General features: G+C 49.8%; 22 protein-coding genes and 1 pseudogene. All 23 read right to left on the reverse strand.

All coding sequences use genetic code 11. From position 1 onward, the window contains the following. Positions 1–73: 73 nt before the first annotated feature. Positions 74–715 carry a hypothetical protein gene (locus J2S20_RS05475; RefSeq protein ID WP_091790903.1) on the reverse strand — a complete coding sequence of 214 codons (642 nt, stop codon included), beginning with the start codon at positions 713–715 and terminating at the stop codon, positions 74–76. A 29-nt stretch (positions 716–744) separates the two neighbouring features. Then, the gene (locus J2S20_RS05480; protein WP_307254028.1) at positions 745–2,439 is read right to left on the reverse strand and encodes a recombinase family protein; all 1,695 of its coding nucleotides are present in this window, start codon (positions 2,437–2,439) and stop codon (positions 745–747) included. 53 nt (positions 2,440–2,492) lie between these two features. Further along, a pseudogene (locus J2S20_RS05485) lies at positions 2,493–3,041 on the reverse strand (type IV secretory system conjugative DNA transfer family protein); the annotation flags it as partial. A gap of 60 nt (positions 3,042–3,101) precedes the next feature. Then, on the reverse strand, positions 3,102–3,626 hold the full coding sequence (locus tag J2S20_RS05490; RefSeq protein ID WP_106612495.1) for a PcfB family protein: 525 nt from the start codon (positions 3,624–3,626) through the stop codon (positions 3,102–3,104). 101 nt (positions 3,627–3,727) lie between these two features. Next, a complete protein-coding gene (locus tag J2S20_RS05495; RefSeq protein ID WP_106612496.1) occupies positions 3,728–4,060 on the reverse strand; it encodes a hypothetical protein in 333 nt (110 codons plus the stop codon). 11 nt (positions 4,061–4,071) lie between these two features. Then, positions 4,072–4,482, reverse strand: coding sequence for a hypothetical protein (locus tag J2S20_RS05500; protein WP_106612497.1), 411 nt, complete (start codon positions 4,480–4,482; stop codon positions 4,072–4,074). Beyond that, on the reverse strand, positions 4,463–5,371 hold the full coding sequence (locus J2S20_RS05505; protein ID WP_106612498.1) for a DUF6017 domain-containing protein: 909 nt from the start codon (positions 5,369–5,371) through the stop codon (positions 4,463–4,465). Before J2S20_RS05505 ends, J2S20_RS05500 begins: the two co-directional genes overlap by 20 nt. A gap of 4 nt (positions 5,372–5,375) precedes the next feature. Next, positions 5,376–5,555 (reverse strand): hypothetical protein, encoded by a 180-nt coding sequence (locus J2S20_RS05510; RefSeq protein WP_106612499.1) that lies wholly within the window; start codon positions 5,553–5,555, stop codon positions 5,376–5,378. Next, on the reverse strand, positions 5,552–6,826 hold the full coding sequence (locus tag J2S20_RS05515; protein ID WP_307254035.1) for a DUF5688 family protein: 1,275 nt from the start codon (positions 6,824–6,826) through the stop codon (positions 5,552–5,554). Before J2S20_RS05515 ends, J2S20_RS05510 begins: the two co-directional genes overlap by 4 nt. Positions 6,827–7,081: 255 nt before the next feature. Beyond that, on the reverse strand, positions 7,082–7,396 hold the full coding sequence (locus tag J2S20_RS05520) for a hypothetical protein (RefSeq protein ID WP_106612501.1): 315 nt from the start codon (positions 7,394–7,396) through the stop codon (positions 7,082–7,084). 233 nt (positions 7,397–7,629) lie between these two features. Continuing rightward, on the reverse strand, positions 7,630–8,607 hold the full coding sequence (locus tag J2S20_RS05525; protein ID WP_307254040.1) for a ParB/RepB/Spo0J family partition protein: 978 nt from the start codon (positions 8,605–8,607) through the stop codon (positions 7,630–7,632). After that, on the reverse strand, positions 8,607–8,810 hold the full coding sequence (locus J2S20_RS12220; protein WP_106612541.1) for a DUF6462 family protein: 204 nt from the start codon (positions 8,808–8,810) through the stop codon (positions 8,607–8,609). The genes J2S20_RS05525 and J2S20_RS12220 overlap by 1 nt, the downstream gene beginning before the upstream one ends. 154 nt (positions 8,811–8,964) lie before the next feature. After that, entirely contained in the window at positions 8,965–9,240 is a 276-nt protein-coding gene (locus J2S20_RS05535) for a DUF6462 family protein (protein ID WP_106612503.1), read from the reverse strand. Continuing rightward, positions 9,237–9,530 carry a DUF6462 family protein gene (locus tag J2S20_RS05540; RefSeq protein ID WP_106612504.1) on the reverse strand — a complete coding sequence of 98 codons (294 nt, stop codon included), beginning with the start codon at positions 9,528–9,530 and terminating at the stop codon, positions 9,237–9,239. Before J2S20_RS05540 ends, J2S20_RS05535 begins: the two co-directional genes overlap by 4 nt. A gap of 332 nt (positions 9,531–9,862) precedes the next feature. Next, on the reverse strand, positions 9,863–11,845 hold the full coding sequence (gene lysS / locus J2S20_RS05545) for a lysine--tRNA ligase (protein ID WP_307254044.1): 1,983 nt from the start codon (positions 11,843–11,845) through the stop codon (positions 9,863–9,865). Beyond that, on the reverse strand, positions 11,838–12,332 hold the full coding sequence (gene greA / locus J2S20_RS05550) for a transcription elongation factor GreA (RefSeq protein ID WP_307254046.1): 495 nt from the start codon (positions 12,330–12,332) through the stop codon (positions 11,838–11,840). The genes lysS and greA overlap by 8 nt, the downstream gene beginning before the upstream one ends. A 129-nt stretch (positions 12,333–12,461) precedes the next feature. Further along, positions 12,462–13,445 carry a tRNA dihydrouridine synthase DusB gene (dusB, locus tag J2S20_RS05555; RefSeq protein WP_307254049.1) on the reverse strand — a complete coding sequence of 328 codons (984 nt, stop codon included), beginning with the start codon at positions 13,443–13,445 and terminating at the stop codon, positions 12,462–12,464. Continuing rightward, positions 13,442–13,801: a DUF6145 family protein gene (locus J2S20_RS05560; RefSeq protein ID WP_307254052.1), complete on the reverse strand. Its 360-nt coding sequence runs from the start codon at positions 13,799–13,801 to the stop codon at positions 13,442–13,444. The genes dusB and J2S20_RS05560 overlap by 4 nt, the downstream gene beginning before the upstream one ends. Before the next feature lie 193 nt (positions 13,802–13,994). After that, a complete protein-coding gene (pfkA, locus tag J2S20_RS05565; protein ID WP_307254054.1) occupies positions 13,995–14,969 on the reverse strand; it encodes a 6-phosphofructokinase in 975 nt (324 codons plus the stop codon). A gap of 69 nt (positions 14,970–15,038) precedes the next feature. Continuing rightward, a complete protein-coding gene (locus tag J2S20_RS05570) occupies positions 15,039–18,506 on the reverse strand; it encodes a DNA polymerase III subunit alpha (RefSeq protein WP_307254056.1) in 3,468 nt (1,155 codons plus the stop codon). Positions 18,507–18,694: 188 nt separating this feature from the next. Further along, complete coding sequence (locus tag J2S20_RS05575) at positions 18,695–18,946, reverse strand: HPr family phosphocarrier protein (protein ID WP_106612509.1); 252 nt, start codon at positions 18,944–18,946, stop codon at positions 18,695–18,697. Then, positions 18,912–19,937 (reverse strand): DNA-binding protein WhiA, encoded by a 1,026-nt coding sequence (gene whiA / locus J2S20_RS05580; RefSeq protein ID WP_307254059.1) that lies wholly within the window; start codon positions 19,935–19,937, stop codon positions 18,912–18,914. The genes J2S20_RS05575 and whiA overlap by 35 nt, the downstream gene beginning before the upstream one ends. 54 nt (positions 19,938–19,991) lie before the next feature. Beyond that, positions 19,992–20,864: a UDP-N-acetylmuramate dehydrogenase gene (gene murB / locus J2S20_RS05585; RefSeq protein WP_106612511.1), complete on the reverse strand. Its 873-nt coding sequence runs from the start codon at positions 20,862–20,864 to the stop codon at positions 19,992–19,994. Between the last annotated feature and the right edge of the window lie 87 nt (positions 20,865–20,951).

A 20,951-nucleotide genomic window follows, 5' to 3' on the forward strand; every position in this document is an offset into this window, starting at 1 on the left:
TTTTATTCAGCTCGACAAACTGGGATTTAGTTAAAATAATGTCTCGTTCCTTTATAATCTATATAGGATAATTTCACTCCAACCAAGTAAGAACTTCCCTGTGATATAGAATAAAGTAAAATACTAAGAAACTTATGATGATAGAAAACAAGTACACATAGCGATTTTTCACTTTATTGAAAAACAATACTCCAAAAGCAATAGTTCCAATTCCATCCATTAGTAACTGAAACAAAAAAGTATGTGTCATGTGAAATTTTATTGCTATAGCTACCGTCTCTGAAAATAATGCTCCTACCGGCAATGAATATAAAACAGAGTTATAAAATTCATTTTTATTCCAATAATAAAGGATAAACGCTGCGATCGCACATGGTATGGATAAAATCGTAAACATTATAAATAAAGAAAAACGAAATCTATCCGAAAACATTGGAATAAACATACCAAGAATAACCTGCAATCCATAAAAACTCAATGTCATTCCAAACATATATAAGAATGAGCTAATTCCTGCACACTTATTCGATGAACTCTTTACCACTATTATAGTATTTGAAATCATCCAAAATCCTAATAGCGTTTGAATAGAAGACCAACTCCATAAAGTATCTAATGAACAGTAATCTAACAATCGAGTAATACATCCCACCAATATTCCAATTAAAAATATTTTTATATATGATTTTCCATCATCTTTTAACTCCCTTATCATTACATTCTATCTCCATCATAAATTCAAATTTATCCAACTATATTATACCATTTTAAAGCCATTTTTTCTATATTGGCTTTTTGTGGTACTTGACAGTTGCCTATAAAGTTAAAATACACATCAACTTGCTGTTTTCTATCTTTCCCTTTTCTTCCCCCTGTCGCTTCATGAACTACAACTTTTTCTATATACTCATTTATCATTGGTACTGTCAGTTCTTCAATATCGGTATATTTCTCTATCATTTTTAGGAATTTATCGGTGTCAACTTTTCTCTGATGATAGCTTTCTATTTCCTCTTCAAAATACTGTATTTGCTTTTCTAAGTCTTGTTGCTCTGTATCATAGGTATTAAATAATCTGTCAAAATGTTTTACGGGAATTTTTCCAAGTGCGTGGTCTTCATATAGTTTTGTAATAAGGGTGGTTAGTTCTGCATTTCTTGATGACAACTTTTCTAATTTTTCTTTATCTCCTTGATACTTTTCTTCTCTTTTTTCATCAGATAACTTATTCATCACTTTTAGAAATTCTTGCTTTTCTTCTTTTGCGAAATCGGTTATTTCTTTGATTGATTTTAAGAGAATTTCATTCACTGTTTTTACTTTGATGTAGTGCATACTGCAAGTGCCTTTTCTGTGTCTGTAATGTTGACATACAAAAGAGTAATCACTATCGTATTTCTTTTCTTTATGTTCTGCCGGCTCTCTGTAGCTTAATTTACCTCCACAATCTGAACAGATTAAAAGCCCTGTAAATGGGTGTGAGGTTGTCCCGTACTTCGGACTTCTTCTTACTGTTTTTCTTAGCCTTTGGGCGTTATTCCATGTTTCTTCATCAATGATGGCTTCATGGGTATTTTTGAAGATAATGAGTTCATCTTCTTTCGCCTTTCTGCGTTTCTTAGTTTTGTAATCAACGCATATTGTTTTACCAAGAACAGTATGACCCATATATTCTCTTTTTTCTAAGATATAGCCTATTGTGGTCGGTGTCCAAAAATACGGGTCTTCTATTCCTCTTTTCTTAGAACTATGGTTATTTTCAGGATAATGTATTTCTGCATAGGCTGATGGAATAAGGACTTTATCTTTGGTTAGTATATCTGCTATCTGTGTTACTCCATATCCCTCTATAACAAGATGGTAAATGCGTTTTACGACCTTTGCACTCTCTTTATCGACAAGTAACTGCTGTTTGTTCTTAGGGTTTCTATAATAGCCGTATGGAACGCTTGGAGATACTCTTTTACCTTCTTCCATTCTTGCTCTGAAGATAGACTGTATTTTTCTTGAGGTATCTCTTGCATACCATTCATTCATAATATTTAGAAATGGGGTAAAGTCGCTTTCTGCTTGTTTTTCGCTATCTATTCCGTTATTGATGGCAATAAATCTTACACCCTTTTCTTTGAAAAGTATTTCGGTATAAAAACCTACTTTGAGATAATCTCTACCAAACCTACTCATATCTTTTACTATCACAGTAGATACTTTGTTTTCTTCTACTGCTTTTATCATCTTTTGAAATCCCTCTCTATCAAAGGTTGTTCCGCTTACTCCATCATCAGTATAGTGATAAATATTTATAAAGCCGTTTTTTTTGGCATAGCTTTCAAGTAGCTGCTTTTGATTGGTGATGGAATTACTTTCTCCTTGCATTTCATCATCACGACTTAAACGCTCATAAAGGGCTGTTTGTCCTGTTCTTTTCGTATTTGACATGAGAATTACCTCCTTTCCAAGTCTTATTATTTTCTCTGTCCCTATGAGGTTAATCCTTTCGGATCCGTCACCACAAAAGAGACAGGATATTTTTTTGAGCAGCACTGAAGAAGGTTCGGTTTCAGGACGAACCTTGTTTTACCTGATCCCGAGCCACCGACGACAAGAATATTCTTGTTTCTCGAGTACTTCGGGACCGGAGGGCGGCTGCTCATCGTGAGCCGCTCTGACTGAGACAGAATCACGTTGTTTTCAAAATCCGGATCCTCGAATGGCTCGATGTCGGCATGAGTTCCCCAGCGGGCACTGCCATATTCTTCGTTCTGCCGGAACTTCTTCGCATTCTTGCCTTTCATAAAAACTGCCAGCCGCAGTGCCGCTCCACAGACAATACCAACGATCAGATCTGACGGATAGAGGCTGGGAAGCAGATTTTGAAATGCCGTATGCAGTGTTCCGCTCTGAAAAACATCCTGTAGTTTCTCCGATGCATTGATACCCTCTGCCAGTCTCCATGCCTCGCCAAGGTTTGTGCAGAGCAGGCCAACGATAATGTAAGGAAGGCAGAGAATCAGCGTTTTCTTCCACTTGCTGCCATTCAATCAAAATCCTCCCTTCCTGTAATGCCGGATGTTCACCTGGCAGAGGTGCTTCAGAAAAATTCATCGCACTTCCTCCTTCCTCTTCTCGACCTCTTTTCTCGGAGCTGACAGGACCATTGATTTCAACTTCTTCAGAGCCGCAAGAAGGCTCGGCTTTTCTCTGCCGATCTCATTCTTCCGCTTCATGCACTTCGCGGAATACTCATTCATAACTTTTTCAATCGTGTCAGCATCTCTTGCCTTGAAGAAAACCGTGTATTTCGGCGGGTCCAGATATTTGCTCTTTACAACGGCAAAGTCCATGCCGTAGCGCCTTGCGATTGGCTTGAAATCGCCGATGCCAAGCTCCGCGATGTCGATGTTTTTTGCTCCCTCGTCTTTTTTCAGGAGCTCCTTGACGGACATCTCTTTGCCCGGTCCATTCAGCGTCTCCACTACTTTCCCCGGCGCTGTTTTCATAAGTTCAATCAGTTTCAGCAGGGCCTTCTCGTCCATCTGCACGGCCCTCCGGATAAAATACTGACCTGCCTGTTTCAACGGTCTTGCCGCAATTTCAACTGTTTCTCTTGCAACCTCTTCATTCATCAATGCGATCACCTCCTTCCCGGCAGCTTCCTTTGCTTCTCTTCAAAGTCTCCATATCCGATGACCCACTGGTGCCACTTTCAGGAATCAGCGGCAGCCGCTTACACATAGCCGATCACGCCATTTAGCGTTGTGACGATGACCTTTGCCTTTCTTGCGATGGCGATGTCGTCTCTTACTTCCTCATTCCGCGCATCCCCGCAGATCACAAGAAAACGCGAGCGCCGAAGCATATCCTCCGACATCTCGCGCTTTCTCTTGTGTGCATCCTCCACATCCGCCGGAAAAATCCCGTCAAAAACCAGAATCGGACACAGGGGAAGATATCCTTCCTTGACCAGCGCGGTGCAGTATTTCACCGCATCATCCTTCGCAACCACCGGATTATCATTCCACGCTGCTGTGACATAAGCTCTAGGTATGGTTCTGCTCACTTTTTCGCCTCCTACTCGATCCGCAGTGCATCGAACACTTCATCCCCGTTCCGGAATTCCTCCATTTTTCCAGCCAGGATCAAGAACAGCCGTCCAAGATCCCGGTCAGAAAGCGGGAACATGCGCTGCCCTTCCATTTTCATAACCAAAAAGCTGCCCACAAGAAAGATATTTCCGTCCATCCGGAATGTCTTTTCCACATTGTAGACGACAGCAAAATTCTCCTCGCCAACCAGCATTGTCGCCGAGCAACCCTGCATGGATTCCATAATGCTCCCGGCTTCCTTCATGGAAACCTTACGATACCGGCCATTCGTTCCAATAATAACGGCATGGCGGCTCAGTCTGTCCAGATCTTCTCTGGTAGAAACCATGCCATCCTTCAGTGGATCCAAATTGGTTTCAAAGTGTATGTCCTTCATCTTGTATTGCCTCCTTTTTATCCTCTGGGTAGGCGAAATCGTGCCTGACCGCCTGTCTGTAATAGCTGTCAATGGTGCAGGGCGCATTATAGAGAGCGGCAATGATATACTGGCGGATATTTCGGATGTCTGTCGTTGTCTTTTGCAGCTGCTCCATGACATATTCGATATGGTCAAAACGAAGCTTCATAAAACGACTCTTCACAACGCCTGCCGGGAAATTTTCTCCCTGCACTCGGATGGTCTTTTTCCCGCTGCAGACCACGTCGAGGATCAGCTCCTCGATCCCGTCCAATGTCTCCCGGTCATAGGGATAGCGCTCTTTCAGATCTTCAATAGCCAGCTTTTCCCGAAAGTACTCCCGATACTGCTCTCTCGCATCGTCATCGCATCCCATCCCTGATAAGATTCGATTCGTCTCATTCATATCTGTATAGTTCTTCTCAGTATTATTTGCCTTTGATATTCGAAGTCCCTGAACTTTGGTTTTGGAAGTTTCGGAACTATGATTATCAAAGTCCTTGTGCTTTGATTTTCGAAGCGGCGGAAGAAAGTTCTTCACATAGATCCGGGACGGGCGGCCCTGTCCCTGTCTGACGCGTTCAATAAGTCCGTATTTTTCCAGTTCTCCGAGAAGTTTTACCGCCTTTTGCACCGCGCATCCGACATCCCCCATGATGCTGTTCAGCGTGTAATAGATATAAATTCTGCCTGTCGCGTCCACCCATCGGTTCTTTCTCGACAAAGATACGCGATCCAGGCAGAGTCCATAGAGGATCTTGGCGTCCCCGGAGAGTCCGTCAAATGTTTTCTCCGTCATAAGTGCCTTCGGGATCCGATAAAATGAGAACTGTTCCGACTGCTCCTCATAAAAGTAGTCGTACGGCAAAGCTTTACTGCTCCTTCCTGTTTTTTCGATGTTCCTCCAGAATCTTCTTCATACAGGGAAAGCAGAAGGGATGTCCATGTCCGTAACAGCAGGGATGACCGCAGTTGACCGGATAAGGTTCCGGCTGCGGATATTTCTTCGGCGGAGTTTTCTGCAGGGTTTCAATTGCAATCGCCTCATTCATATCGCCTCTCCTCCCCTCATACGGCTGACTTTGACTGCCGTATCTCTTGCTGGCTGCTTTACTGCAGCTTCAGATTTTTTGTCCTGCAGCTTTGTCAGCACGGATTCTCTTCCATCTTCGGCAGTATGCTCCGGATTTTCTCTCTTCCGCGCCTCGAAGCGCTCGGCAAGTTCAATCGCATGCGCTTTGGTGTCATACCGGTAAGCATGATCGGAAAGACGTTCCTCCGGCATCACTTCACTCTTGTTGACGCTGGAAATGATATCCTGCAGTTCCTGTGCCTTGATTCCGCCATCATCCCTCATCAGCAGGACTTCATGAATACTGGAGGGAAGAATAAAGAAATCGCCTCCAAGCTTTTCTGCTGCATCGTCCAGAAATCCGGGATACGCCAAGACGCCGGCGCCATAATTCATCCCCTGCACAGTGGCCACATACAATGTGTCCTCTGCTCCCGATTCCATTGGCATCCCCAGCACTTCGGAGATCGGTTTAATTACAGGCTGAAAAAGCTTAGGCGCACTCTCACCGGCATCCGCTCTTAACTGTTCCGGGGAGACACCATAATGTTCAAGCATCTTATCGGTCAACAGTACGGTATTTCTGCCCAGCTCGTTCTCTCCGAGGAAGATACGATAGACTACAGAGAGATCCTCCATCTCCGTATGGGGAGCCTTCTCCAGGGTATCCTTGTTTCCGCCTGTCGGAACGATCTCCATGATGAGTCTGTCCTTAATCTGTTCGTAATCATCAAGGGCAGAGAGATCAATCTTCTGCGCCATGCCGATTCTGTCGGCAATTTGATCCGCTGCGCGGGAAACGATATCGTTAAAATCCCCTCCGTTCCTGACTTCTTCCTGCATGTCCGACAGGTTTACATTCACCTGAATACCGGAAGCTCTCTCGTGAATCGATACTTCCGTATGCTCTTCTTCCTGATGACTCACATCGTGTACAGCCATGGAAATGTTGTTGATACCCCGCTCATCCAGACGATCAATCAGTTCATCTGTCACACGGTTCGCAAACTGTTCCATATCCTCTGTCATTATTCCGCTGTTCTCCTTTCCATTGATTCCTTCCAGGAGCTCCTCCGGGGATTTTCCATAGAGGCTAACAAATCCTGGAATTTCCTTTGCAAGCACTTCCCGCTTTCCCGCTTCAATCGCGCTCAGCGTAGTTCTTGACATGTTCATCCGCATGGCGGCGATATCCTGCTTCATGCCCGCCGCCAGCCTCCATTCCTTCAGCCTTTCTCCAATAGAACGCATGAATCTGCCTCCTTTCCAGAAATCCGGGCATGAAAAAAGCGCCAGCCCGCAGATCACTCCGCAGGTTGACGCTCACGTCTATCGTTCCCTATTCTTTTGCAAAAGAAAAATAAATGGCCGCCGGCATTCGCCGTTTCCATTTATCTATCCTAATACTATCACCGGTTTAGAACCGCCTCAATAGACAGCAGATAGACATTTTCTCAACATTCTTGAACATTTCTCACCTCCCGCCTTTATCCATCAGAATCTTGCTCAGATCCGGCTTAATAATGCCTGTAATCCCAAAATCAGACGGCGCCCAACGTAATAAAGTGCCCTCGGAATAACCGCAACAAGGACTGCAAAAATAAATCCCTCCAGAAATACTGCATTGGTCACATCCCCGCAGAGTCGACTTATGACGACAATGAACAGGAAAATCGTGCCAAACAGGCCTGCAATATTGCACACGATAGCTCCTACAAACTCCAGAGACAGACCGAGAAGGCCAAGCAGCGCCCGAACTGGAAGCAGGACGATTTTCAGCATCAGTAGCAGCACAAACCCCAAAACGCAGAGCACCTTCATTTTCAACCTCCTGTCCGTCGTCCGGTTTCCCGAATACATTGCATATACCGGAGCATCGGGAATGATTTCTCATGCCCGTTTCGATCTGCACGTCGGGGACTATGCCGGCGACAACTGTTATCCGGACTTTGCTTCTACATAAATTATGAGGGAACTCTTTTATGAAATCCACAAGAACCGTGTCAGAATTCCTGACACGGTTCCTGTGTTACGTCAAACAAGCATCCACCTATTCAGGGTCTCTTCTGTCCCCGCTTCCATCGATCCAGAAGATCAAGGATGACTTCTTTCCGCTTGTCCGTTTCCACTGTCTTAGAGAAATATTTGTCCAGCTCCCGCCTGGACAGCATGACCTTGCCATCGTCTTCCTTTGTTGAAACGGCATCATTCAGCACCTGCGTCACGCTGTATTCTGTCAGATTCTCGTAATTGAACTTTTTCAAAGCATCAAGCTGGGTTTTCTTGATCATTCCATTTTTCTGAATATAGGAAAAAAGGCTTCTTTGCAGGTCCTTGTCAAAATAGGAAATCTCCACAGCCAGTACGATAGATAGCTTTTTCTGATCGACCAGATTCAGAAGATCGGGCGTAAGCTCTGTGAGACGGATATAATTTTTGACTTGCGTTTTCCCAAGACCGAATTCTTCTCCAGCTATTCTGGCACTTTCTATCTTCGGCCGCTCAGTGGCGGAAGTGACTCTCTGTCCATTTTTATCAATCCTACTATTGATACGTTCATCTTCATCTGACATCGGCCGCTCAGTGGCCAAAGACCTGCTATGATTCAAGGTCTCATTCTTGTGTAGATCTGATCGATATCCCTGATGACGCATCACATCCATCTTCATCTTCAGGGAAAATGCCCGCTCACTCGGAAGGATCTCCTCCCGCTGCATATTGGAGTCAACCATCGCGATGACGGCTTCATCATCCGTCATCTCCTTGATGATCGCCGGAACGGTGGTCAGACCCGCCAGCTTTGCCGCGTGCATTCTCCGATGACCGGAAATCATTTCAAATCCGCCCTGTTCATCCGGTCGGACAAGCACCGGGTTCAGGATTCCATTGTCCTTGATGCTCTGAACAAGGTCTTTCATCCGGTCATCATCGAGCACTTTGAAGGGATGATTCCGGAAGGGATGAATCTGACGAATGGAAATCTGCGTCGCTGCACTTTTATCCTGTGCGTTCATCGTTTTCTCCTTGTCCATCATCTGTCTCCTTCATCAAGCCGGAAGGTCTGAAAGTATGCATCAAATATTTCCAGATTTACAAAGCAGGCTTTGTCTGCCTTATAAACCGCTCCGGCAGCATGCGCCATCTGTTGAAACTTGGACAGCCCCATGCTGTATAGTGCCGCTCCTTCCTTGTACCTGACGTAAATCTTTTTTCTCGCTGCCAGCGTTTCCCTCACGGCTTCTTTCCCGGTTTTCTTCTCTTGCGTTTTTCCGTTTCCTGTTCTGCCTCTCCCGGTTTTTCTGCTGATCGGTTTTTCCTCTGATGCTGCATAGGCTGCCGGTTTCATTCCAGGAGACAGCCTTCGTTCCATTTTAGCCATCGCTTTTTCCTTATCTGCTGCTTTCGTCCTTTTCCTCCAATCCCGGTCCTCTGCCGGTTTTCCTGTACTGTTTTCTGAGATACGACTCAAAGAGATCACGCCGAACAAGAACCATCTTTCCGTCAATCTTATAGATGGCTTCCGCTTCTTTTGCCAGCCGGGTAATCGTCTTCTCCGTCAGTCTGTAGTACGCGATTCCATCTGCATAGCGGAAGAAGCTGTGTCTTGCAAATTCCAGATCCTCATCGTCCAGCTGATCCGAGAACATCCAGAGTTTCCCGCTCATACCTTTTCCTCCTTTCGCCGCCTCTCTTCTTTGCTCAAACCGCGCTTACCGATTCCCCTGGTCTTCTCATGAAAATTCTCGAGATAGGCATCGAAAATATCGCGGTTGATCAGCACCGTCCCTTCCATCCTGTAAAGCGCTCCAGCCCGATCCGCGAGCTCGATGAGCTTGCGGTGCGAGATGCTGTACACGACCTCCGCTTCCTGATAGCGAAGAAACTTTTTACGCAGCTTCTTCACCTCTTCCCGGACTTCTCTTGGCCTTGTGATGTCCTGATACTCCTGTTCCATACATTTCCTCCTTGTGGATTTGTGGGCAGATGCCCGAATAATAAGCATCTGCGTCATCTGGTTTCTATTCAAACAGGGATAAAAGGCTTTTCAGCCTCTTTTCCTGCTGTCTGCACGCAAAAAGGCACCCCCTCTCAGATTGATTCTGAAAAGGAGTGCCTTTAATGTTTTTGGAACTGGGACGTACGCTTTACTTTATACTGTCATCTGTTACGATGTACCGTCATTTGACTTTTTGTTGTACAAATGTTGTAAATCCGGTGTCACTGCAAAAAATCGGCTTGGATTTGTTGTAAAAATCCGCAGGTTTTCCGCCTGTGATTTTCCCCGGATCAATACAGCTTCGCGCCGGCCGGGATGTGGTTGTCCACCATCAGAAGATGGAGCTCTTCCTCGCCGTTTCTCTCGTTGACCGCGGACAGGAGCATGCCGCAGGAGTCGATCCCCATCATCGCTCTCGGCGGGAGATTGGTGATGGCAATCAGGGTCTTTCCGACCAGCTCTTCCGGCTCGTAATAGGCGTGAATACCGCTTAAAATCACGCGATCCGTGCCCGTACCGTCGTCCAGAACGAACTTTAAGAGCTTCTTGGACTTCGGAACAGCTTCGCACGCCTTTACCTTCACCGCCCGGAAATCGGACTTGCTGAAGGTGTCGAAATCGACCTGATCCGCAAACAGCGGCTCGATCTTCACACCGGTAAAATCGATCTTTTCGTTCGGGGTGAAGAACCCGGACTGATCAGAAACAGCCTCCGAACTCTTCTCTTCGCCGGCCTTTTCGTCCGCATGTGCTTCATTGTTTTCAGACTTGAGGGTCTTCATTGTCGGGAACAGAATCACATCGCGTATTGCCGCAGAATTGGTCAAAAGCATCACCAGTCTGTCGATGCCGTAGCCGATGCCCCCTGTCGGCGGCATACCGATATTCAGTGCATTCAGGAAATCCTCATCCGTGTGATTCGCCTCTTCATCGCCTGCAGCTGCCAGTGCATCCTGCGCCTTGAAGCGCTCACGCTGATCAATCGGATCATTCAGCTCAGAGTAGGCGTTGCACATCTCGCGCCCGTAGATGTAGAGCTCAAAGCGCTGCACGTACTCCGGATCGTCGGGCTTCTTCTTGGTCAGCGGAGAGATCTCGATCGGATGATCCATGACAAAGGTCGGCTGTATCATCTTCTCCTCACAGAATTCATCAAAGAAGAGATTCAGGATGTCGCCGCGCTTATGATGCGGCTCATACTGTACATGGTGCTGATCCGCGACGGCCTTTGCTTCCTCAGTTGTCGTGATGGTGCCAAAATCCACCCCGGAGTGCTCCTTTACCGCGTCGATCATGGTGATACGCCTGAAGGGTTTACCGAGATCTATCTCTACATCATGGTAGGTCACCATCGTCGTTCCATTCACTTCCTGCGCGACGTAACGGAACATATTTTCGGTGAGATCCATCATCCCATTGTAATCTGTGTACGCCTGATAGAGCTCCATCAGAGTGAACTCCGGATTATGCCTCGTATCGAGGCCCTCGTTGCGGAACACTCTGCCGATCTCATAGACGCGCTCCAGCCCGCCGACAATGAGGCGCTTTAAGTAGAGCTCCAGAGAGATGCGAAGCTTCACATCCTCATTCAACGCATTGTAGTGCGTCTCAAAGGGACGTGCAGCGGCACCGCCGGCATTTGGAACCAGCATCGGCGTCTCCACCTCCATGAAGCCCAGTCCGTCCAGATAGCGCCGAATGGAGGAAAGGATCTTTGAGCGTTTCACAAAGGTCTCTCGCACCTCCGGATTCATCGCGAGATCCAGGTAGCGCTGACGGTAGCGCGTATCGGTGTCTGTGAGACCATGGTACTTCTCCGGCAGCGGCTTCATGCTCTTCGCAAGCAGTATTACCTCTGTCGCATGAATGGATATCTCCCCGGTCTTTGTCTTAAACACGGTTCCCCGGACGCCGATGATATCTCCTATATCCAGCTTCTTGAAATCCTTATAGGCGTCCTCGCCGACACTGTCACGCGCGACATAGGACTGAATATCCCCCCTGAGATCTCTGACACTGCAGAAGGAGGCCTTGCCCATGACGCGCTTTGACATCATGCGCCCGGCCACGCTGACCATCTTGCCTTCATAACTCTCATATGCTTCCTTAATATCCAAGGAATGCTCTGTCGCATCATAGGTCGTGATCTCAAAGGGATCCCGCCCCTCTGCCTGAAGCTCCCGGAGCTTCTCCAGACGCACCTGCATCAGCTGATTCATATCCTGCTCCGGTGCTGCCTGCTGCTCTGTCCTCTTTCCGTTTACTTCACTCATTGTCCTGGTTCCTCGTAATTCCGAGCACCTTATACTGCAGCTCTCCGACCTGTGTCTCTACGCTCACGACCTCTCCGACCTTCTTTCCGAGCAGCTTCTGCCCGAGCGGAGACTCATTGGAGATCTTTCCCTCCAGAGAATCAGCCTCCGTGGAACCAACAATCTTGCAGTCCAGCTCCTCATCGAGATCCAGATCCAGAAGCTTGACCATGCTTCCGATGCCCACCACATCGAGACTCGCCTCGTCCTCCACATAGACCTCGGCGTGCTTTAAGAGATTTTCCAGCTCGTCAATGCGCGCCTCGATATCGCGCTGTTCATCCTTTGCCGCATCGTACTCCGCGTTCTCAGAGAGATCTCCCTGCTCTCTGGCCTCCTTGATCTTGTCAGCGATTTCCTTTCGCTTGTTGACCTTCAGATCCTGCAATTCCTCCTCGTAGCGCTTCAGTCCCTCATAGGTGAGGACATTTTTCTTCACTTCAGCCATGATTCTTCCCTCCGATGACGCCACGGCTCCGCCCTTGCGGCCGCGCAAATTTCTGCCTGCCACATGGCATGCAGCTCACAACACTGCCCACAATTTACAGACAAGTGGACAGACATGAACAAAATTATATTAGAATTGAGATACACTGTCAACCGGAAACGCCCTGTTCAGTATCTCTGTGAGCGCACTCCGGCTTTCTGCCGTATTGACCTCATTTCGTATTCTGGCGGCCCCCGGTATTCCATGCAGATAGGAGGCAATGTGACTGCGCATCTTGAGTATGCCCATGTGCTCTCCATCCTGCGCAATCTGCATCTCCATGTGCCTCAATATCATATGCTTCTTCTCCGCTTCACCCGGACGCGGCGGCACGACGCCATACTCCAGAAAGCTCCGTACCTCTGAGAAAAGCCACGGATTCCCTTCCGCACCCCGTGCGATCATAATCCCATCGCAGCCGGTCTCCTCAAACATCTTCGCAGCCTCCTCCGCGGAATCAATATCCCCGTTTCCAATCACCGGAATAGAGACTGCCTCTTTTACCGCGCGGATCACGCTCCGGTCCGCCCGGCCCATATAATACTCCTCCCGCGTCCGTCCGTGCACCGCGATTGCCGCGGCTCCCGCCTGCTCCAGACGCTTCGCGAGCTCCGGTGCATTTCTGTTCGCCCGGTCAAAACCCGCCCGTATCTTCACAGTCACAGGCTTGCCTGCGCGTCGCACCATAGCCGCGATGATCTCCGCCGCGAGCTTCGGCTCTGTCATAAGTCTTGCGCCCTCGCCGTTATTCACCACCTTCGGCACCGGACAGCCCATGTTGAAGTCAATGATATCCCACGGTCCCTCGGAGAACTGCTCTGCCACCTCCGCACAGATCTCCGGATCCGAGCCAAAGAGCTGCACCGCAAGTGGACGGTCGCTCTCCGCAGTGCGAAGCAGCGCTGCGGTTCCCCGGTTTTTGTAGTGAACTGCCTTGGCACTGACCATCTCTGTCACAGCAAGCTCACAGCCCTGCTCTCTGCAAAGGGTGCGAAAGGGCAGATCCGACACCCCCGCCATCGGAGCAAGTATGATCCCATGCTTTAATTCTATATTTCCTATTCTCACTGTCACTCCGGACTCTCCCCCAGAAACACAACGCGGTAATAGAGCTCCAGTTCCTCCAGAAGCTCCTGATGCTCAAAACGTGCCCGGGAAATCTTCATCCCGCTCGCAATATCATCGAAGAGATAATCTCCCTCCTCCGCCCTCACTTTAAAATGCAGGCTTCCATCCGGCTCAAATTCCAGTGTGAGTATCCCTCCCGCCTCCTCTGTAATTGTGACGCAGAGTATCTGGAGTTCCTGGCGTATCTGCTCCGGCAGTCTTGTAAATTCGGGATTCAGATAATACTTCCGGTGATAGGAATTTGCTCCGCAGAGCACCAGACTCTCCTCTCCATTGCTGCTACGTTCCCTCTCTTCTCTCATCCTCTCTCTTCCTCTTATCTGAGTGAGCGGAGCATCTCCCGCCCTGTAAACTGCGCCGGTGCATTCTTTTTCCGGCTCCGCACCTGAGACAAAATGTCCAGACGCGGCCACAGTGCTCCTGTGCGTGTCTGGACATATCATCATGCACCACAATGGACATATCCCACTGTATTCCGACCGGCGGAGAATACTCTCATCGGGTCAGCTTCTTAGTCAGCGCCATCTGGTAATCCGGAATATCCTTCTCCATTCCCAGTGCCTCATCAATATCGAAGTCGCAGAACTCCCCGTTCTTGTATGCCACAAGCCGGTTGGACTTTCCCTCCATCAGGAGATCCACAGCCTTCGCCCCCATAATGGATGCATAGAAACGATCCTTGCAGGAGGGCGAGCCGCCGCGCTGCATGTAGCCGAGTATCGTCGCACGGGTCTCAATTCCGGTTGCCGCCTCAATACGCTTTGCCATGGAAGTGGAGTGACCGATACCCTCCGCATTTACAATGATGAAATGCTTCTTGCCGCGCTTTCGGCTCTCGATAATGCGATTGATGACCTCCTGCTCATTTCCATCGTAGCGCTCCGGCACGAGTATCGCGTCCGAGCCCGTTGCAATTCCGCTCCAAAGGGCAATATAACCCGCGTGCCGCCCCATGACCTCAATGATGGAGCAGCGCTCATGCGAGGTGGAAGTATCGCGCACCTTATCGATCGCATCAATTGCTGTATTCACTGCCGTATCAAAGCCTATCGTGTAATCCGTGCAGGCAATATCAAGGTCTATGGTTCCAGGCACGCCTATCGTATTGATGCCGAATTCTGCAAGCTTTCCGGCTCCCCGGAAGGAACCGTCGCCGCCGATCACAACAACGCCGTCAATTCCCTGCTTCCTGCAGATCTCGGCTGCCTTTTTCTGCCCATCCTCGGTTGTCATCTCCTGGCAGCGTGCAGTGTAGAGTATAGTACCCCCGCGGTTGATGATATCCGCCACACTGGTGGCATCCATATCCCGGAATTCCTCCTCAAGGAGTCCCGTGTAGCCGCGCATGATGCCCTTGACCCTCAGGCCGTAGCTCAGCGCTGTTCTCGTCACGGCGCGTATCGCCGCATTCATACCGGGTGCATCGCCGCCGCTCGTGAGCACACCTATTGTCTTGATTGTCTTTGCCATAAGGGAACCTCCTTGAAGTCCTCTGTTTTTTTCTGCTGAAGCCTCTACCATTGTATGTCTTTTCCCAGTCTATTTCAATGCCCTTGTTACAGTTTTCACATTCTCTGTCCCCAGTCGGGCTCCCAGCTGTTGAAGCAGTGCTTTGTCCGCACTGACCCTCCAGTTTGCTCCGAGGGTACGCATCTGCTTCTCTGCGCGAAGATAAATCTTCACCTCCGCATCCCCCTCACTGTTTCCGAGATCCATCATCAGCCGGGTGATATCCTCATCGTAGGCGCTGCGGTTCTCATACTGGATCCATAGTGTGGTCTCCTGCCGCTCAAAGGGATACATTCTCTCACAGATCAGCTTTCCGGCGATATCCTCGTCCCCGATCGTGACACGTCCCTGCAGAAATACTTTCCCCTCCGGAATCAGAAGTGACTTGTATTTCTCGTAATCCCGCGGGAAGAGCAGTACCTCCACAGAACCCACCATATCCTCAACCGTCACAAATGCCATGGTCTGATTGTTTTTTGTGGTCTTCAGGCTCTTGTCTGCGATCAGTCCGCCGATCGTGACACGCGCACCGTCCCGCACTCTGGCACAGCCATTCTCCTGATCCACAGTAAAATCTGTGGTCTTTGCCGTCACGGTACTCTCCCAGAGCTCCAGACAAGACTCCAGCGGATGTCCGCTCAGATAAATACCGAGTGTCTCCTTTTCAAAGCGCAGCAGCTCCTCCTTATCAAATTCTTCTGTCTCTGGAAAGGAAATTCGAAAACTGTCCTTGTCCTCCTCACTCGCAAAATCGAAGAGTGTCAGCTGCCCCGTCACGCTGTCCTTTTTTTTGCTCTTCCGCTCCAGAAGCTCCGGCACGATGAGAAGCTTCTGTTTTCTGTTCCCGGGCATACTGTCCAGTGCACCGGACTTCACAAAGCTCTCCAGTGTTCTTCGGTTTACTTCCTTATTGCTCAGCCGGTCCACAAAATCCTCCAGTGAGCGGAAAATTCCGCCGGACTCCCGCTCTCTGATGATCTCATCCGACACAGCAGCTCCGACGCTCCGGATGGCCGACAGACCAAAACGTATTCCTTCTCCGGAGACGGAAAACCCGCTTTCTCCCTCATTGACATCCGGCGGAAGAATTGCTATGCCCATCTGGCGGCAACTCAGTATGTACTCCGCGACCTTTCCGGAATTGTCCAGCACGCTCGTCATAAGCGCCGCCATAAACTCTTTCGGATAATAGTACTTAAGCCAGGCAGTCTGGAAGGAGACATAGGCATAGCAGGCCGCATGTGACTTATTGAAGGCGTACTTCGCAAAGTCAATCATTTCATCAAAGATATGATTCGCAGTTTCCTCCGGAATCCCATTTGCGACACAGCCCTTCACCTGCTCCTCCGGATTGCCGTAGACAAAATTCTGTCTCTCCTTCTGCATGACTGCTTCTTTTTTCTTCGACATGGCGCGACGCACCAGATCGCTCCGCCCCCAGGTATAGCCCGCCAAATCCCGGACAATCTGCATCACCTGCTCCTGATAGACAATGCAGCCATAGGTCGGTTTCAGTATCGGCTCGAGCTGCGGGCACTCATAGCGTATCGCCGACTGGTCATTCTTCCCCTTCAGATAGCGGGGAATAAAATCCATGGGGCCCGGGCGATACAGCGAGATACCTGCGATAATATCCTCCAGCGTCGCAGGCTTCAGTTCCTTCATGAAGCTCTTCATGCCGGAACTTTCCAGCTGGAACACGCCCTCCGTGCTTCCCGTTCCTATCATCTCCATGACTCTGGGGTCATTGAAATCAATCTTCAGCATATCTATGGGATGCCCGTCCTTCTTCTCTGCGGCCTTTGCAGCGTTCTGAATGACAGTGAGTGTTCTGAGCCCCAGAAAGTCCATCTTGAGCAGACCCAGCTCCTCAAGTGTCGTCATCGTGAACTGTGTCGTCAGGGAGCCGTCCGCGGCTCTGGAGAGCGGTACATACTCGTTTGCGCTCTCCTTTGAGATTACAACGCCGGCCGCGTGCATCGAGGCATGACGCGGCAGCCCCTCCAGTCTGCGCGAGAGATCTATGAGCCGTTTCACCTCCGGATCTGTGTCATAAGCAGCTCTGAGCTCTCTGGAAACCTTCAGCGCCTTATCAAGCGTCATGCCAAGCTCCATGGGAATCATCTTTGCAATCGCGTCACAGCGCGCATAGGGCAGATCCAGAACGCGTCCCACATCGCGCACGACTCCCTTCGCTGCCAAAGTACCAAAAGTGATGATCTGTACCACGCGATCCGCGCCGTACTTTCGTCCGACGTAGTCTATGACCTCCTGTCTCCGCTCATATGCAAAATCCACGTCAATATCCGGCATGGAGACGCGCTCCGGATTCAGAAAGCGCTCAAAGATCAGCTGATAGCGGATGGGCTCGATATCCGTAATTCCGAGACAGTAGGAAACCACGGAACCCGCCGCGGAGCCTCTGCCCGGTCCCACGGCGATGCCATGGGATTTCGCATAATTGATATAATCCCAGACGATCAGGAAGTAATCCACATATCCCATGCGGTGAATAACCTGAAGCTCCTCCTGCATTCGCTCACGGACGGAGGGCTCCGCCTCCGGGTAGCGCTCTTTAAATCCTTTCTCGCAGAGAGCCTTCAGGTAGTCCCAGGCGTCCTGATATCCCTCCGGAACCTCATAGGCCGGAAGCTTCAACTCATGAAAACGTATATTTACCTCGCAGCGCTCTGCGATTTTCTGCGTATTATCCAGTGCCTCCGGCGCATAGGGAAAGAGCGCGCGCATCTCCTCCTCAGATTTCAGATAATACTGCCCGCCCTCGTAGCGCATGCGGTCAGTGTCTGTCACCTTTTTCCCGGTCTGAAGGCAGAGCAGCAGATCATGCGGCTCCGCATCCTCTGCATAGGTATAGTGGGAATCATTGCTTGCAATGAGCTCTATGCCGGTATCTCCTGAGAGCTGCAGAAGCTGCTGATTTACAAGCTTCTGCTGCATAATACCGTGATCCTGAAGCTCCAGAAAGAAATTCCCCCTGCCAAAGATCTCCTGATAGCGCAGCGCTGCCTGCTTCGCCTCTTCATACTGATTCCGCGCGAGATTCCGCGCAACCTCTCCCGCGAGGCAGGCACTGCAGGCAATGATGCCCTCGTGGTACTCCTCCAGCGTCGCATAGTCCACCCGCGGCTTGTAATAAAAGCCATCCACAAAGCCCCGGGACACAATCTTTGTGAGATTCGCATAGCCGGTATCATTTTCCGCAAGCAGAATCAGATGATAGTAGCGATCCTCTCCCCTGACAGTTTCCCTGTCAAAGCGGGAGCCCGGCGTCACATAGACCTCGCAGCCCAGAATCGGGCGGATTCCCGCTTCCTTTGCCGCCTTATAGAAATCTATTACGCCGTACATTGCCCCGTGATCCGTAATTGCGAGCGAATCCATTCCGAGCTCCTTTGCCCGGGCGACAATCTCCCTGATCTTGCTGGAGCCATCCAGCAGAGAATATTCTGTATGTACATGAAGGTGTGTAAATGCCACTGCTTCCTCCTTCGCTTTTGAAATATCTGATAAGACCTTCTCTCTGTGAGCGGGCCCGAAGGGCCATTGCCCTTCCACGAGCTGCGCATCCCTGCGGAGCAGTTCGTGACAGCCCCCGTCTGTCACGAAAGAACCGGGCAGGCCTTCGCCCACCCGGTTCCCATTATAGCATCAGTTCGTGCTCTGCGTCACTGGCAGAGATATTTTTCAATACCCTCGATCGCCTGTTCCTCGTCACGGCCATCTGCAGTAACTACAATTTTGAGTCCGCTGCTCAGCCCCAGAGTCATCATTCCCATAATGCTCTTTGCATTGACCCGCTTGGAATCATCGTCAACATAGATGCTGCTCTCATACTGACTGGCAACCTGCACCAGCATCGCAATCGGCATCGCATCTGTTTTGTCATTGACTTTTACTACCATAGATTTCTTGATCATGCTTTCCTCCCTGAGACAATGCGTCTGTATCCTCTGCTTCGACGCCCGCATCTGCTTTTCCCCGGAGCTGCTCCGCATACTCCGATAGTTTCCTGAGTCTGTGATTCACGCCGCTCTTTCCGACGGCGGGATTCAAATACTGTCCGAGCTCCTTCAGCGGAACCTCCGGATAGCGCAGCCGAACCTCCGCCACCTCAGCAAGATTCTTCGGCAGAAGCTCAAGCCCCTCTGTATCCCGAATATACTCAATATCACTGAGCTGCTTAACTGCGGCGCTGACGGTTTTTGAGATATTTGCGGTCTCACAGTTCACCCTGCGGTTCACACTGTTTCGCATTTCCTTCATGATCCGGATATTCTCAAGCTCCATGAGCGCAGCCGGGGCCTCCATGATTCCAAGAAGCTCCACAATCTGGTCGCTGCCCTTAAAGTACACAATCCAGGAATGCTTTCTTGGCACAATTCCGGCCGCTGTATCAAAGGAAATAAACAGCTCTCTTAAAAACTCTGCCTGTCTCTGTCCCTGACACACGAACTCCAGATGATAAAACTTCTCCGGATCTGAGATAGAACCGGCTGCAAGAAAGGCTCCCCGCAGAAATGCTCTGCGCAGCCCGGACTCCTGCATCCACGCCCGCTCTGTCAGAACAAAGCCCTGACCCTCCGGCCCGTCTGCAAGCAAACAGTAACGCAACACACCGGCAATCTCTGTCTCCCCGCACAGCGTCACACTGTAGGAATGCCCTCCACCGCCGGCTGCTCTCTTGCTTACCGCCAAATCATCCTTGATTCTATATGTTTTTTTTAATAATGTAAAGTATTTTCTAGCTGTTCCCGCGTGCTCTCCCGAGAGAGTGAGGCAGGGCAATCCATTGGAAACACCTCGCCGTCCCGCCAGAAATATCAGCGCAGAAAGCTCGGCGATACGTTGTTTGTGCGACTCCGGCATAACCCGGGACAGTTCATCCTTCACCTGGGAAGAAAAAGACATTCTCTCTTCCTCCTGTCTTTTTGCACAGCAAATCTGTGTTTTTGCATTGAAATTTCAGAGAAATTCCCCCAGCATTCTGACCTCCGGATGCAGCTCCACACCGGAGTGCTCCAGCACCCGGCGCTTTACTTCGCAGATCAGAGCCAGCACATCCGCAGCTGTTGCATCGCCTGTATTAATCAAAAAACCTGCGTGCTTCTCAGAAATCTGCGCTCCGCCGATGCGCAGCCCTCTGCACCCAGCCTCATCGATCAGCTGTCCCGCAAAGTATCCCTCCGGCCGCTTAAAAGTAGAGCCCGCGCTCGGATATTCCAGTGGCTGCTTCTCCTTGCGTCGACTGTTGAATTCCTGCATTCTGGCCGCAATATCCTCCGGCTTTCCCGACTTCAGACGATAACCCGCCTCCAGCACAATGCGTCCCAGCGCCGGTATATTGCTCGTCCGGTAGCCGAGCTCCAGCTCCTGTGCCGGAACCCGGCACAGCGAGCCATCCATCTCAAGCAATGTCACTTCCTCCAGAACATCCCGCATCTCTCCGCCGTATGCCCCCGCATTCATCACTGTCGTTCCGCCGACAGAGCCAGGAATGCCCGAGGCAAATTCCAGCCCGCTCAGTCCGTGCTCCAGCGCGGCATTTGCGACTGCGCCGAGCAGGGCTCCCGCCTGAGCACGGATGCACTCCCCTGACACGGTAATCTCTGAAAAGGCTCTGCCGAGACAGATGATGGTCCCGCGGAATCCTCCGTCTCCCACCAGGAGATTGGAGCCGTGACCGATCACCGCATACGCCGTGCCGCTGCCCTCGCAGATAGAAATCAGCTCACGCAGCTCGTCAATATTTTCCGGTTCTGCATAGGTATCCGCGGGCCCGCCGATATGAAAGCTCGTATGCAGACGCATCGGCTCATTTTTTCTGATGATACGCATATTCTACCTCATCGTTCTCTTATTTTCTGATGCTGCGCGTCAGCTCATCTGATCCATATCTGCGCTGTCGGTCTCAATTCGACTCAG

Source organism: Moryella indoligenes, from assembly GCF_030812885.1.
GTDB lineage: Bacteria > Bacillota > Clostridia > Lachnospirales > Lachnospiraceae > Moryella > Moryella indoligenes.

Coding starts and splice junctions, on each gene's coding strand:
- J2S20_RS05475 (WP_091790903.1), bottom strand. CDS start 715: ATGATAAGGGAGTTAAAAGATGATGGAAAATCATATATAAAAATATTT.
- J2S20_RS05480 (WP_307254028.1), bottom strand. CDS start 2,439: ATGTCAAATACGAAAAGAACAGGACAAACAGCCCTTTATGAGCGTTTA.
- J2S20_RS05490 (WP_106612495.1), bottom strand. CDS start 3,626: ATGAATGAAGAGGTTGCAAGAGAAACAGTTGAAATTGCGGCAAGACCG.
- J2S20_RS05500 (WP_106612497.1), bottom strand. CDS start 4,482: ATGAAGGACATACACTTTGAAACCAATTTGGATCCACTGAAGGATGGC.
- J2S20_RS05510 (WP_106612499.1), bottom strand. CDS start 5,555: ATGAATGAGGCGATTGCAATTGAAACCCTGCAGAAAACTCCGCCGAAG.
- J2S20_RS05515 (WP_307254035.1), bottom strand. CDS start 6,826: ATGCGTTCTATTGGAGAAAGGCTGAAGGAATGGAGGCTGGCGGCGGGC.
- J2S20_RS05520 (WP_106612501.1), bottom strand. CDS start 7,396: ATGAAGGTGCTCTGCGTTTTGGGGTTTGTGCTGCTACTGATGCTGAAA.
- J2S20_RS05525 (WP_307254040.1), bottom strand. CDS start 8,607: ATGGACAAGGAGAAAACGATGAACGCACAGGATAAAAGTGCAGCGACG.
- J2S20_RS05535 (WP_106612503.1), bottom strand. CDS start 9,240: ATGAGCGGGAAACTCTGGATGTTCTCGGATCAGCTGGACGATGAGGAT.
- J2S20_RS05540 (WP_106612504.1), bottom strand. CDS start 9,530: ATGGAACAGGAGTATCAGGACATCACAAGGCCAAGAGAAGTCCGGGAA.
- lysS (WP_307254044.1), bottom strand. CDS start 11,845: ATGAGTGAAGTAAACGGAAAGAGGACAGAGCAGCAGGCAGCACCGGAG.
- greA (WP_307254046.1), bottom strand. CDS start 12,332: ATGGCTGAAGTGAAGAAAAATGTCCTCACCTATGAGGGACTGAAGCGC.
- J2S20_RS05560 (WP_307254052.1), bottom strand. CDS start 13,801: ATGAGAGAAGAGAGGGAACGTAGCAGCAATGGAGAGGAGAGTCTGGTG.
- pfkA (WP_307254054.1), bottom strand. CDS start 14,969: ATGGCAAAGACAATCAAGACAATAGGTGTGCTCACGAGCGGCGGCGAT.
- J2S20_RS05575 (WP_106612509.1), bottom strand. CDS start 18,946: ATGATCAAGAAATCTATGGTAGTAAAAGTCAATGACAAAACAGATGCG.
- whiA (WP_307254059.1), bottom strand. CDS start 19,937: ATGTCTTTTTCTTCCCAGGTGAAGGATGAACTGTCCCGGGTTATGCCG.
- murB (WP_106612511.1), bottom strand. CDS start 20,864: ATGCGTATCATCAGAAAAAATGAGCCGATGCGTCTGCATACGAGCTTT.